Consider the following 14,206-nt stretch of genomic DNA (forward strand, 5'->3'; position numbering starts at 1 on the left):
AAATTGAACAATATTGAGCTCATTGCAACCTCCACATTTGGTCTGGAAGCAGTCGTGGGGGAGGAAGTCCGCGAGCTCGGATACACGGATGTTCGTGTGGAAAATGGAAAGGTGACTTTTCGTTCAGATTTGAGCGCAATTCCCCGCGCCAACCTCTGGCTTCGATCCGCTGATCGGATTCGCTTAAAAGTGGGGGAATTCCAGGCGCGCACCTTCGATGAACTTTTTGAACAAACGAAAAAATTGCCCTGGTCAGACTGGCTTCCGAAAAACGCCTGTTTTCCAGTCGATGGAAGATCGGTCAAATCAACCCTTTTTAGCGTGTCCGATTGTCAAGCGATTGTGAAAAAAGCGATTGTAGACCATATGCAAGGAACGTATAATCAAAGTTGGTTTGAGGAAGATGGCCCGTTATATCGGATTGAGGTTGCCCTACTAAAAGACGTCGCTACACTAACAATCGATACGAGCGGGGTGGCGCTTCATAAACGAGGATACCGTGGTTTGATCGGCGGGGCTCCCTTAAAAGAAACGATGGCTGCCGCTCTAATTCGCTTGTCGAGATGGAATCCCGACACGACGTTGATCGATCCATTTTGCGGATCAGGCACAATTCCAATTGAAGCGGCATTGATTGGTCAAAACGTGGCGCCTGGCATGAATCGCGAATTCGCTTCAGAACACTGGCCCGTCATCCCAAAAGAGCTGTGGAGACAGGCCCGTATGGAAACGCATGATTTAGCTAATTATGATCGTCCACTTGAGATTATCGGCACCGATATTGACGATGAAGTGTTAAAAGTCGCTCGGCTCAACGCCGAAGAAGCGATGGTTAATGATGCGATCCATTTTCAACGGATGGACGTTTCGCAAGTTCGTTCATCTAAAAAGTACGGGAAGATCATTTGCAATCCTCCATATGGCGAGAGGCTGGGTGAACAGCAAGAAATAGAACGCATGTATCAGAAAATGGGAGACGTATTCCAAGCGCTTGATACATGGTCGTTTTATGTACTGACCTCAAATGAAAATTTCGAGCGTATTATCGGCAAGAAAGCATCTAGAAAGAGAAAATTATTCAACGGAAATCTTAAAGTCGATTATTATCAATTTTTTGGCCCGCGTCCACCGCGACCAAACAGAGAAGGAGAACGGAGAAGTGGAAGAGTTCTTTCGGAGACGGCGAAATAGCAAACCTTTATATTATGTCATGCTCGTCTTCATCTTACTGGGGATCTTGCTGATCGGATTCGGTGTATGGTTCGTGATTAATTTTTAGGATCAAAAATAGCAGTCGAATGGAAAACGAGTCAGTTTCTCCACGACTGCTATTCATTTGTTAGCGCAAGCGCAGAAACTCCGCTTATTTTTGTCTAGGTTGGCGAAAACGGGTTAATTCCGCGATCCTCGGCGCGCTTGTGTGGAAATAGTCGGAGAAACTCCGCTTATTTTTGTCTAGGTTGGAAAAAACGGGTTAATTCTGCCATCCACGGCGCGGTTGTGTGGAAATAGTCGGAGAAACTCCGCTTATTTTTGTCTAGGTTGGCAAAATTGGGTTAATTCCGCCAACCACGGCGCGGTTGTGTGGAAATAGTCGGAGAAACTCCGCTTATTTTTGTCTAGGTTGGCAAAATTGGGTTAATTCCGCCAACCACGGCGCGCTTGTGTGGAAATAGTCGGAGAAACTCCGCCTAGTTCTGTATCCACTATCCCCTTACGATTCTAGATTGGGTTGGTCCTGTAGTACCTGAAAAAAAGGGGCTTTTGCAAAATGGATCGTTGGCAGTTCTTGCTCACCGACAGGCCACCAATGAAAGCCGTTTTGTTCAAGCAACTGGTGGGATTCTTTCGGTGGACCCCAGCTTCCCGCTGAATAAGATACGAGTTCGACTTTGTCTTCTTTAAAAGCGGTTGAGATTGGATCGATAAAATCCCAAGCGAGGGCAACCTCATCCCAACGTGTAAAGTAAGTGGAATCCCCGCCCAAACAATCGTGTAATAATCGCTCATACGCTTCTGGTGAATTCACGCCACCTTCGCAATTCTGACAGAAGTCGACTGCGATGGGGGATACACTTCCATCTGTTCCAGGCTTTTTGGCATTGATCTTGAAGTAGATGCCCTCATACGGGAAAATACGGATACTGAGTAAGTTCGGTTCCAAATTCCCATGTTGATTAAAATAGAGATTTTCGGGCACATTTTTAAACTCCACAACGATTTCGGTTGATTTAAGCGGCATTCGTTTTCCGGTACGAATATAAAAAGGAACCCCCGCCCAACGGAAATTATCAACGAACAAACGCGCGGCGACAAATGTGTCGGTCATGGAACTGGGGTCGACATCCTCTTCTTCCCGATACCCTTTATATTCGCCAAACCGTGTATATTGTCCGCGAATAATATGATCCTTCACCTCGTCAACTGAATAGGTTCGCAGCGAGCGGAGGACCTTCACTTTTTCATCGCGGGTCGCTTCTTTTTGCAAACTACTCGGCGGTTCCATCGCAATCATCATTAGCATTTGCAGCATGTGATTTTGGGCCATGTCCCGTAGAGCGCCCGCCTGTTCATAATACCCGCCGCGGTCTTCGACACCGACCGTTTCGCTTGATGTAATTTGCACATTGGCAATGTATTTATTGTTCCACAACGGTTCGAATAATGAATTTGCAAACCGAATTACTTCGATATTTTGGACCATTTCTTTGCCAAGGTAGTGATCGATACGGTAGATTTCTTCTTCTTCAAAAACGGCTCGGATTTCTCGATTCAACTTTTCAGCTGAGCTCCGATCGTGACCAAATGGTTTTTCAATGAGTAGTCGTTTCCAGCCATCGGTTTCAACGAGTCGGCTATTTTTTAAATTTGCGGACACCGAACTAAACAGTTCGGGAGCAATCGCCAAGTAAAAGGCCCGATTTTGGGGAATGTCTTTTTCGGACTCTCGTTGCTCTACAACTTCTCTCAACTTCTCATAGTGTTCCGCTTCAGTAAGATTAACTTGGGCATAATTCAAATGGGCGCAAAAAGAATTCCATTGCTGTTCATCATGCGCTTGATACCCGCCAAACTCTTTTAGCGCCTGTAACACAAATTCCCGAAAAGTTTCTTGTGAAAAATCTCGACGAGCGACGCCGATGATTGCAAACGAGGGTGGCAGCATCTCGCGCTTAAACAGATTAAACAGGGCGGGAAACAATTTTCGCCTCGATAGATCGCCTGTTGCCCCAAATAAAATAATTGTTGCGGGGTCTAGCTTTAAGGTTTGTAGTCGCATAGTTCATTCCTCCGTTACCAATAGATCTTCTTATTTATTATTCCAACCGCTCTCGTTTTATATCAACTAAATACGTTATAATGAAAGGAAAATGAAGAAGGAACGAGTGGACGATTCGATTGAAAACTAAGTTGCAAACGTATGTAGATGCAGAAAATTTTATGTACGAATCTTTTTTACGGGCCCAAGCTTATATTCCAAAAGCGGATGATTCGGTCACGCGTGATCCCAAACGAGCCAGATGGTTATTAGATCAACTAGGCAAGCCCGATCAAGGTATAAAAACAGTGTTGGTTGCGGGCAGTAAAGGGAAAGGATCGACATCCCATCTCATTTCTATTTTATTGCGTGGCTTAGGATACCGAGTGGGGTTGTTTACTTCACCGCATCTGATCCAGTTTACGGAACGAATTCAAGTGAACGGGCAGCAGATTAGCGAGCTAGATTTTTTGCGCCTCACAAGAAAGATCGAGCCATATGTAAATGAGCTAGAAACGAAACTCGAGCGCGTCGCTTATCAAGGACCGATCGGTTTGGCGTTGAGTGTTGCTTGGCTTTACTTTAAGGAACAGCAAATTGATTTTGCTGTGATTGAGGCCGGTCGCGGCGGTAGATTTGACGAAGCGAATGTTGTTTCAAATCAGTGGGCCGCGCTTAGTTCACTGTTCCCGGAACACCTTGATACGTTAGGACCAACCATTGAGGACATCATATGGCATAAACTGGGCATTGTCAAAGGGGAAACGACGACGGTGATCGTTAATCATCAACAACACGCGATTCTTGAAACGTTGCGCTCAGAGCTTAGTCATATAAAGGATCTGCGTGTCTATGGTGAACAATTTCAGGCTGACTCTATTCAACTAGATCGGAGCGGAATTACTTTTCAGCTACGGACTGAACGAGCGGATTATGGCCGACTCCACCTCCCGTTGTTAGGCGCTTTCCAGGCAAATAACGCCGCGACTGCTGTTGCCTGTTGCGAATCGATCATCGGTGATCGTTTCCCCGAACAACTACTGCGTGATACGTTAGCGCAAGCTCGCTGGCCAGGCAGATGTGAACTGCTCAGTCAAAATCCGACCGTGATTGCGGATGGAGCGATCAACGCCGTTTCCGCGCTGTACATTCAAGAGTTGGTGGAAACAATCGGTTTTCAAAAAGTGATTTCGATTGTGGGCGTTCCTGTCGATAAAGATTATGAGGGCGTAATTCGAGTTGTTAGCGGCTTTTCGGAACAAGTGATTATCTCCACGCCCGATTTATCGCACAAATCATTTTCGGCGGAGGCGTTCATTTTTGCAAAAAAGATGAATCGATCTTCTCGAGAAATTACTCCTTTAGACAAGGCTTTAGAATTCGCGAAACAACAACCTGGCGTCGATTTAATTTTAATTGTTGGCACACAAACATTCATTGGCAACGCAAAGCGACTATACCGCTAGAACTCATTGTTTGTAAGGACAAGCTGGCTTTTCTAGGCTAGATTCGGTATGATAAAAAAATGATGGATATAGTAAAAAGAGGTGTGTGAGAAAATGTCAGTGGTACAGGTCAAATTAAAGGACGGAAGTGTCCGCGAAGTTGAATCAGGCATCAATCTGCGTGACCTTGCAGGACAAATTTCCTCAAGATTAAAAAGGGATTCGGTTGTCGGCAGCGTCAACGGGGAGTTGACTGAGTTGACGACGCCGATCATGGAAGACTGCGCGATCGAATTGTTCACAACAGAGGATGAGGCGGGAATGGAAGTTTTACGTCACTCCACAGCTCATCTGATGGCTCAAGCGATTCAACGACTGTGGCCTGATGTGAAATTGGCGATCGGACCGGTCATTCAAGATGGTTTTTATTATGATATGGCGGGACGTACGTTTTCCTCAGATGAGTTTGAACAGATTGAGCAAGAGATGGCTAAGATCGTTAAGGAAAATGTGAAGATTGAGCGTCAAGAAATTAGTCGGGATGAAGCGCTTGCTTTTTTTAAAGAGCGCGACGATAAATATAAAGTTGAAATTATTGAAGATCTACCAGATGAAGAGACGTTAACCCTTTATACACAAGGCGAATTTACGGATCTTTGCCGTGGACCGCACGTTCCTTCCACAGGGTATTTGAAAGTGTTTAAATTAATGTCTTTATCCGCCGCTTATTGGCGTGGGGACGCTAAGAATGATTCGTTAACGCGAATCTATGGAACCGCTTGGACGAAAAAGAAAGACCTGAATGATTATTTGGAGCGACTTGAAGAAGCGCGCCGTCGCGATCACCGTCGCATCGGACGTGAGATGAAAATTTTTGCGAATGCGCCAGAAGTGGGCGCTGGTTTTCCGCTTTGGTTGCCAAACGGGGCAAAAATCCGCAGAACGTTGGAGCGCTACATTGTTGATTTAGAAGAGAGCTTAGGCTATCACCATGTTTATACGCCTGTTTTAGCCAACGCCGATTTGTATCGGATTTCGGGACATTGGGATCATTATCAGGAAGACATGTTCCCGCCAATGGAGTTGGACAATGAACAGTTTGTGCTGCGACCAATGAACTGCCCGCATCATATGATGGTTTATAAACAAGACAAACACAGTTACCGCGATCTGCCGATTCGAATTGCCGAATTAGGAATGATGCACCGATATGAAGCGTCTGGGGCCGTGTCTGGGTTGCAACGGGTGCGAGCGATGACGTTAAATGACGCGCACATATTCTGTCGTCCAGATCAAATCCAAGAGGAATTTAGCCGCGCGGTTGAATTGATCGAACGGGCCTATAAAGATTTGAATATTACCGATTATTGGTTCCGATTATCGTATCGCGATCCAGAAGATAAAGAGAAATATGTGCAAAATGACGAGCTATGGGAACTGGCTCAAAAAATGTTGAAAGACGCGATGGATACGATGGGGTTACCGTATAAGGAAGTGGAAGGAGAAGCAGCTTTCTACGGTCCGAAATTGGACGTGCAGGTGAAGACAGCGATCGGTCATGATGAAACACTATCGACGGTTCAACTGGATTTCTTATTGCCAGAACGGTTTGAGCTCGAGTATATTGGCGAAGATGACCGCCCGCATCGTCCTGTTGTTATTCACCGTGGAATTTTATCAACGATGGAACGGTTAACCGCCTACTTAATTGAAGTGTATGAAGGGCGCTTCCCGGTTTGGTTGGCGCCGGCGCAAGTGAAAGTGTTGACGATCACGAGCGATGTTGATGCGTATGCCGCGGAAGTCGTTCAACAGTTAAAGCGTGTCGGGATTCGCGTTGAATTGGATGATCGGAATGAAAAAATTGGTTACAAGATTCGCCAAGCTCAGCTAGAAAAAGTTCCGTATATGGCCGTGATTGGTCGAGCGGAAGCGGAGAATGGTCAAGTTGCCGTTCGTAAGCGGGGCGAAGGGGATCAAGGAGCGTTAGCCACGCAGGATTTTGTGAATCAGGTTCTCGATGCTATCGACTCCAAACAGTAAAAAGCGCCATTTGGCGCTTTTTTTACTAGCAGCTTAGGAAAGCAGTCACTGAGTAGCGTCATCTTTTTCTTAGGGATTGGATTGTGGATTGAAGCATGTTTTACGCCTGATTTTGAGTTGAGTTGTAACATTTTTAGCGGGGAGGTTCCGATCGATTGGAACATTTAGATACAAAAAGGAAGATTGCGATCATGCTCTCCGTCATGTCTGTGATGCTGTTTGCCGCATTAAACATGACGATTGTCGGAACGTCTTTGCCTAAGATTATTGCGGACATCGGTGGAATGGAGTACTTTAACTGGGTTTTTATGATTTATATGCTGACCTCGAGCATTACCGCAATTCTAGTCGGAAAATTATCTGATATCTATGGCAGGAAAGTGTTCATCTTGATTGGAATCTGGGTTTTTATTGTGGGTCAGTTGTTATGCGGTTTCTCCACGTCAATCTTTCAACTAATTTTGTTTCGGGGACTGGCGGGATTCGGCGGGGGGATGATTATGTCCACTTCCTTTGCAACGGTAGGTGATTTGTTTTCCGCTCGAGAACGAGGACGTTGGCAAGGTTTTATGGGGAGTGTGTTTGGCTTGTCTAGCTTGTTTGGACCGACTCTTGGCGGATATATCGTCGATAACATGGATTGGTCCTGGGTGTTTTGGATTTTTCTCCCGGTGGGTTTGATTGCCTTTATTTTAATCTTCAAGCTGTATCCGAAAGCGGACAAAAAAGCGAAGGAAAAAATCGATTATTTCGGTTCAATCTTGTTGTCGATCTTAATCTTAAGTTTGTTGCTCGGCTTTAGCTGGGCGGGGACGGTCTACGCGTGGACTTCATGGCCGATTATTGGTTTGTTTAGCCTCACACTAATCTGCTTAGGCGGGTTTATTTATGTTCAAAATAAAGTGGAGAGCCCGGTTGTGCCGCTGCATTTGTTCAAAAATAGTGTAGTGTCCGTCTCTAACGTTGTCTTGTTTTTGTCTGGGATGGGAATGTTTGGGTTGATCATGTTTGTGCCATTTTATGTGCAGGGTGTGCTCGGTAAATCAGCGACGACATCGGGTTTGGTGGAAATGGTGATGACGCTGTCGATGGTGACGGTCAGCGCTGCTTCAGGTCAATGGATTACAAAAACAGGAAAATATAAAAATCTGGCTTTAATCGGATTTGTAATTATGGCGACAGGGATTTTTCTAAATGCAAGATTGACGCCGCAGGCGGATTTGATTGAGATCATTATAAACCTTGTAATTAGCGGAATTGGTTTAGGAATGACGATGCCAATTTTCACATTAACGGTTCAAAATGCGGTGGAACATAAATATCTTGGCGTCGTGACGGCGACGGGACAGTTGTTTAGACAAATTGGCGGAACGGTTGGAGTAGCGATCATGGGCTTCATTATGAGCTCAAAAATGGCTGAACGGTTACAAGGGAGTTCGCTCCCGCTACTGCCTGAGCAACATGCGCTTGGCGGCGAGGAATTGTTAAATCCGCAGTTGTTGATGAGTACCGAGGCGTTGCAAGGGATACATGCGGGACTTCCCGCTGACGCTCAACCCCATTTTGAGCAATTTATTGTCGTTTTACGGGAGGCGCTGAATCATTCGTTGACGCAAGTTTTTCTGTTCACAGGGGTGATCGTGATGCTCTCTTTTGTCGCTACTCTCTTGCTAAAAGAGATTCCGCTGCGGACTTCGAATGAAATGAAACCAGCGTTGGACCCTAATCAGGAGGAAGTTTCCTCCTGATTTAAAACGTGTCAAAGGGAGTTTCGCGGTGGACGTAGAGCTTACTAAATCGGTATAATAGAATTATTGTTATGTAGAGAGAAAGGGGCTTTTCAAGTTGTCCTATCTGCCGTCCAAAGATAAAAAAGAATCGTATGTTAGAGAGCTGTTTAATAATATATCAAAAGGGTACGATCGCACGAATCGAATGATGAGCCTTGGTCGCGATGAAAAGTGGCGGAGGACAGTTGTCAAACGCGCGCGTGTGAAACCCGGCCAGCATGTGTTGGATGTTTGTTGCGGCACAGCAAAACTATCGATGCAGTTGGCGATGGCGGTCGGCTCGCAAGGAAAAGTAACAGGCCTCGATTTTTCAGAAAAGATGATCGAAATTGGCTTGGAAAATATCGTTGATCACCCTCAACGGGGGCAGATTGAGTTGATGCAAGGCAATGCGATGGATTTGCCGTTTGAGGACGAGCAATTCGATGCGGTAACGGTTGCCTGGGGATTACGAAATGTGCCTGAATTGGAAGTCGCCTTGCGTGAGATGATCCGAGTCCTGAAGCCAGGCGGAAAGCTGGTCTCGTTAGACATGTCAAAACCGACCGCACCTGTCTTTAAACAAGCATATTGGGTATATTTCGAAAAGATCGTACCGATTATGGGCCAAGTCGGAGCTGGCAAGAGCGACGCGTATCGTTATTTCTATGAATCAGCGAAACATTTTCCTGATGCCCCTAAATTGACCCAGTTGTTTGCGGAAAATGGTTTGAGAGACGCAAGATATACGAATTTGATGGGTGGAACACTAGCGATTGTAGAGGGAAGAAAATAATAGTATTTGAAAAAAGGATAATATGAGCCGAGGTGGTTCGATGATTGCTTTATCACTTGGGGGATAAAGTTTAAATAGGCCGATGAATCGGCTTATTTTTTTGCAATTTTATGGTTATTAGTGACATTTGCCTAGTGATTTGAATACGCTGATTGGGGAGAGGGAGGAGATGACGAATGGGTAACAAAAACGCGCGAGCGGAGGAGTCCGTTTGTGTAGATGACATCGCCCAGGTTTGTGAGCAACTACGCGCTGAGATCAGAACGACGCAACGGGCGATGATTGATTTGATGTTGTATCTGGATACACATCCGCTCGATCACTCCGCTCGTCAACAATATACCGCTTGGCAATCTCATTGGGCGGGGTTAAAACAAAAATATGAACAATCTTGTGGACCATTGGGTTGGTATGGACCGCGTTGGTGGGAGCGGGCGTTAGGTTACGGATACGATCCGTTAGATGATTGTTTCGAAAATCGGCCTTAATCTATATAGAAAGGAGTTGGCAGCCTTGTGGATTTATGAAGCAAATCTATTGTGTGATGTGGAGGTTACTTATCCCGATCCGCGGCTAGCCCAGTTGTTGATGGCGCAATATGGGGGACCAAATGGGGCGATGGCCGCCGCGATGCAATATTTGAATCAACGTTTTACGATGGAAAACAAGCGAGTCCGACAATTGTTGGTCGATATCGGCACGGAAAAACTGGGTCACTTGGAAATGATCGGCGTCATGATCCGTAAGCTATTGAAGGGACTCTCACCGAAACAGGCACGCGAGTCGGGAATCGCCCAGCATTATGTCGAACATAGAAATGGACTTTTTTATGTAAATCCGAGCGGAAACACGTGGACCGCTGATTATCTGCAACATGTTGGCGAACCCATCGCCGACATCATGTCCAACCTCGCCCTCGAAGCGCGATCAAGAACCATTTACGAAAATCTTATTACGTTGACAGAAGATCCGTGTGTTCAAGACACGCTCCGCTTTTTACGTGAACGTAGCTTAGTCCATGCTGCCCGCTTCCAAGAAGCCCTCTTTATTTTGGGAGAAGGAACATAAATTAAGGCGCCTGATCGTGGAAATCACGGGAACTCGAGCTTGGCGCTCGAAAATTTTGAGCCAGGTCGTGAAATGTGGGCCGAGAGGACGAGGATTTGCGTTGGGTCGGAGCAAATCGGGGAAGTTTGAGTCCAAAGCTCGGAAATACCGCGCTAAATCGTGGAATTCGGGTAGGCAGGTGGAGCGGCCGATCTGAAGATCGCGCGCAGGTCACAAAAATGTACCGCTAGGTCCCAAAATTCGGTCCCAGATTCCAAAAAGTCGTGGTTAGGTTCCAAAATCGCAGCTCCTGCTCCCTTTGTCGGAATGATTTCAAATAAGAAGCCAAGCCGCGCAGCGCGGCGGGCGAGTACACGTAAAAAAGCAGGCGGAGGAAAATTCCTCGCCTGCTTTTGATATTTATTCGATGATTTCGACGGCTTCATCTAATAATTTTTGCGGGATGGTTACGCCAAAGCGCTCCGCCGCTTTTTTATTGATTGTGAGGCCAAGATTTTTTTGTGTTTCAATTGCCATCTCAGCAGGCTCTGCTTCCCCTTTTAAAATGCGGATCGCCATTTCGCCTGTTTGCTTGCCTAGTTCATAGTAGTCAAGTCCGTATGTGATCAAAGCTCCATTTTTAACGGATTCGGATTCTCCCGCAATGACGGGAACTTTCGCTTGTTCAGCGACCATCAACACGGATTCAATCGCGGCAACGACTTTATTATCAGTTGGCACATAGAATGCGTCTACTTTTGGCATAGATTCTGCCGCTTGTTTTACTTCCGAGCTGTTTGAGATCGTTCGTTCTACAATTTCAAAACCAAGTTCCTGCGCATATTCTTTCGCTAGATTCACTTGTAAAATCGAGTTGTCTTCCCCTGAGTTATAAATAATACCAACTGTCTTCGCATCAGGTACAATATCCTTTATAAGAGTCAACTGTTCCTTGATCGGATTCATGTCGGATGTTCCTGTCACGTTTGCTCCAGGCTTGTCCATTGATGCTACTAGCTTCGCGTCAACAGGATCAGTAACCGCTGTAATTAAGATCGGAATCTCCTGCGTTGCTTGCGCGGCCGATTGCGCGGATGGAGTAGCAATTGCCAAAATTAGATCCACCTTATCGCCAACTAACTGTTGGGCAATCGTTGTCGCGTTATTGATATCCCCTTGCGCGTTTTGATAGTTATACTTGACTTGCTCGTCTGTTTTGTATCCATTTTCGGCTAGGGCATCCATAAAGCCTTTTCTCGCCGCGTCTAAAGCAGCGTGCTCTTCAATTTGAATGACACCGACGTTAACTTGTTGTTCACCAGCTTGTTGATCTTGATCGCCTTGATCCGCATTGTCGGAAGGTTGGTTGGTCCCGCCGCATGCGGCTAAGGATAGCGCCAGCGTTGTCCCGATTAAGCCGAGCATCCACTTTTTTACTCTCTTTTTCATGTGAAGATCCTCCTCAATTCATTTCGCGTATTCAATAAATGCCAGCGCTTTATTTAGTGCTGCGCTAAAAAAGCATACTTATAAAGTATCAGAAAATTGAAATTTGCACAATGCTAAATTGATTTTTATCGAAGTTATTGTCAAATTGTGTCGATAAAAGGCGTCACACGCCCTTTGCATAGGGCTATAGTCTCTGGTGAAAGTTAAAGCGCGAAGCGTCGAGTTTCATGCTTCTAAAACGGTTCTGGTATAATGCCATAAGCAGGTGAAATAAAGGGAGTGAAATAGAGAATGCAAAGTGAATTGGGGCAGATGCTCAGCCGCGTTGAAATATTTCAATATTGTACCGAGGAAGAAATTGAACAAGTGGCGGATTTGTTGTTGCCGCGCGAAATTAAACGCAGGGAGATTTTATTTAATGAGGGAGACCCTTGCGAGGTGGTTTACTTTATTCAACAAGGCAGAGTGAAAGTATATAAGACGACGGAAGATGGACGTGAGCAAATTGTCAATTTGCTTGGAAAAGGAGATATATTTCCGCACGTCGGTTGGTATGGAGGCAGTAACTACCCGGCGACCGCGGAATCATTGGAAGACGGGCATTTTTATTTCATGTCAGTGGATAAGTTTGTAAGAGTGTTAGAGAATAATCCGCGTTTAACATTAAAGTTGTTGAAGGAATTCGATGAACAAATACGCGAGTTGCAACGGCGTTTATCCAACGTGTTGAGCGGGGACATGGCGGGCAAAATTTTGAACGTGTTGCACTCGTTAGCGAAGAGTAAGGGGCGGAAAACGGAAGATGGTTACCTGCTAGAAATTGATCTGACCCACCAAGATATTGCGAATATGGTCGGCACCAGCCGCGAAACAGCTAGTAGGGTAATTAGCCAGTTAAGAAAAGAAGGTAAGTTACTCTTAGAACATAAATCTTTGTTAGTAAAAGGGTAAGGGGCGCGTAGGCGGGATGCCATCGCGGCTTGGTTCGGGGCGGTTAGCGAGCTGGCCGTCCCCCGCTCTCATTTAACCCTGTCGCTCTGTAACGGTCCCATCTCCCGTTGCAGCGCGCGAATCGTCGTTTCTCCTTCTGCAGAGGTCGCAACTCCCGTTAGAGCGCTCGCCGACTGCTCTCATTTAACCCTGTCGCTCTGTAACGGTCCCATCTCCCGTTGCAGCGCGCGAATCGTCGTTTTTCCCTCTGTAGAGGTCGCAACTCCCGTTAGAGCGGCCCGCCGACTGCTCTCATTTAACCCTGTTGCTCTGTAACGGTCCCATCTCCCGTTGCAACGCCTGTTTCGCTGTTTTCCCCTCTGCAGAGGTCGCAACTCCCGTTAGAGCGCTCGCCGACTGCTCTCATTTAACCCTGTCGCTCTGTAACGGTCCCATCTCCCGTTGCAGCGCGCGAATCGTCGTTTTTCCCTCTGTAGAGGTCGCAACTCCCGTTAGAGGGCTCGCCGACTGCTCTCATTTAACCCTGTCGCTCTGTAACGGTCCCATCTCCCGCTGCAACGCCTGTTTCGCTGTTTTCCCCTCTGTAGAGGTCGCAACTCTCGTTAGAGCACTCGCCCTCCCCGCGCGCCTTTCCATCTCTCTTTCAACTCCATTGGTATGACGCAGTGGACAAGCGAATATAGATGAATGGAGGTGAACGTTGAGGGGGGAATCAGCTTGGACGGGCAATTTTGGCTCAGTTTTTTGAATATTATTATCATTGATCTCATTTTGAGTGGTGATAACGCCGTCGTCGTTGGGATGGCAAGTCGACGTTTGCCGCCGCCCGAAAGAAAAAAAGCGATTATGTGGGGGACGGTTGGCGCGGTAGGGCTGCGGATTCTGTTCACAGGGATTATTACATGGTTGCTCGGGATTCCTTATTTAAAATTGATCGGCGGCTTTTTATTAATTTGGGTTGCTCTTAAATTGTTAACCCAGCAGGAAGATGTCGCTCAGATAGAGGAAGGTCGCAATCTTTGGGAAGTGATTCGGATCATTGTAATTGCCGATGTGGTGATGAGTTTAGACAATGTGCTGGCGATCGGAAGCGCGGCGAAAGGGAATTTTGGACTCGTGATTTTTGGGCTAATGTTGAGCATTCCTTTGTTAATGTGGGGGAGCGCCGCGATTGCAAAGTGGATGAATGAATATCCGATCCTCGTCTATTTTGGTTCGGGGGTGTTAGTTTTTGTGGCCACATCGATGATGCTGGAAGAACCGCTTTTGATTTCGTATTTGGCGGGGTGGAAGTTACCTTACCTCGACACGCTGATTCCGATTATGGCGACAGGTTTAGCGCTGTTCATAGGAAAGTGGCGGCGAAACAGTTTATTCACCTTTCATCATGTAAAATAATGGATCATTCTTCGGGGCATACTGATAGGAGAATGTGTTTTTTGACCAT

General features: G+C 46.2%; 11 protein-coding genes. 9 read left to right on the forward strand and 2 right to left on the reverse strand.

Translation table 11 applies throughout. The features are described 5' to 3' along the window. Positions 1-3: 3 nt before the first annotated feature. Positions 4-1,191 carry a THUMP domain-containing class I SAM-dependent RNA methyltransferase gene (locus tag BEP19_RS00305; protein ID WP_120187951.1) on the forward strand — a complete coding sequence of 396 codons (1,188 nt, stop codon included), beginning with the start codon at positions 4-6 and terminating at the stop codon, positions 1,189-1,191. 523 nt (positions 1,192-1,714) lie between these two features. Here the strand turns inward: BEP19_RS00305 and zwf are convergent. Then, a complete protein-coding gene (gene zwf / locus BEP19_RS00310) occupies positions 1,715-3,280 on the reverse strand; it encodes a glucose-6-phosphate dehydrogenase (RefSeq protein ID WP_120187871.1) in 1,566 nt (521 codons plus the stop codon). 119 nt (positions 3,281-3,399) lie between these two features. Here zwf and BEP19_RS00315 point away from each other — a divergent pair, with 119 nt between their 5' ends. From BEP19_RS00315 to BEP19_RS00340, 6 genes are all read left to right on the forward strand, one after another. Beyond that, positions 3,400-4,725 (forward strand): bifunctional folylpolyglutamate synthase/dihydrofolate synthase, encoded by a 1,326-nt coding sequence (locus BEP19_RS00315; protein WP_120187872.1) that lies wholly within the window; start codon positions 3,400-3,402, stop codon positions 4,723-4,725. 93 nt (positions 4,726-4,818) lie between these two features. Continuing rightward, the gene (gene thrS, locus BEP19_RS00320) at positions 4,819-6,747 is read left to right on the forward strand and encodes a threonine--tRNA ligase (protein WP_120187873.1); all 1,929 of its coding nucleotides are present in this window, start codon (positions 4,819-4,821) and stop codon (positions 6,745-6,747) included. 155 nt (positions 6,748-6,902) lie between these two features. Beyond that, positions 6,903-8,495 carry an MDR family MFS transporter gene (locus BEP19_RS00325; RefSeq protein WP_120187874.1) on the forward strand — a complete coding sequence of 531 codons (1,593 nt, stop codon included), beginning with the start codon at positions 6,903-6,905 and terminating at the stop codon, positions 8,493-8,495. 97 nt (positions 8,496-8,592) lie between these two features. Then, the gene (locus tag BEP19_RS00330; RefSeq protein ID WP_120187875.1) at positions 8,593-9,312 is read left to right on the forward strand and encodes a demethylmenaquinone methyltransferase; all 720 of its coding nucleotides are present in this window, start codon (positions 8,593-8,595) and stop codon (positions 9,310-9,312) included. Positions 9,313-9,488: 176 nt separating this feature from the next. Then, complete coding sequence (locus tag BEP19_RS00335; protein WP_120187876.1) at positions 9,489-9,800, forward strand: spore coat protein CotJB; 312 nt, start codon at positions 9,489-9,491, stop codon at positions 9,798-9,800. Between the two features lie 25 nt (positions 9,801-9,825). Continuing rightward, the gene (locus tag BEP19_RS00340) at positions 9,826-10,380 is read left to right on the forward strand and encodes a manganese catalase family protein (protein WP_120187877.1); all 555 of its coding nucleotides are present in this window, start codon (positions 9,826-9,828) and stop codon (positions 10,378-10,380) included. Between the two features lie 399 nt (positions 10,381-10,779). On the opposite strand, the gene BEP19_RS00350 is transcribed toward BEP19_RS00340, so the two are convergent. Next, the gene (locus BEP19_RS00350) at positions 10,780-11,808 is read right to left on the reverse strand and encodes an ABC transporter substrate-binding protein (protein ID WP_120187879.1); all 1,029 of its coding nucleotides are present in this window, start codon (positions 11,806-11,808) and stop codon (positions 10,780-10,782) included. A gap of 291 nt (positions 11,809-12,099) precedes the next feature. Between BEP19_RS00350 and BEP19_RS00355 the strand changes: the two genes are divergently transcribed. Next, the gene (locus tag BEP19_RS00355; protein WP_120187880.1) at positions 12,100-12,759 is read left to right on the forward strand and encodes a Crp/Fnr family transcriptional regulator; all 660 of its coding nucleotides are present in this window, start codon (positions 12,100-12,102) and stop codon (positions 12,757-12,759) included. 717 nt (positions 12,760-13,476) lie between these two features. Next, positions 13,477-14,157, forward strand: coding sequence for a TerC family protein (locus BEP19_RS00360; protein ID WP_170145195.1), 681 nt, complete (start codon positions 13,477-13,479; stop codon positions 14,155-14,157). Positions 14,158-14,206 lie beyond the last annotated feature (49 nt).

Source organism: Ammoniphilus oxalaticus, assembly GCF_003609605.1.
In the GTDB taxonomy this organism is placed as follows: domain Bacteria; phylum Bacillota; class Bacilli; order Aneurinibacillales; family RAOX-1; genus Ammoniphilus; species Ammoniphilus oxalaticus.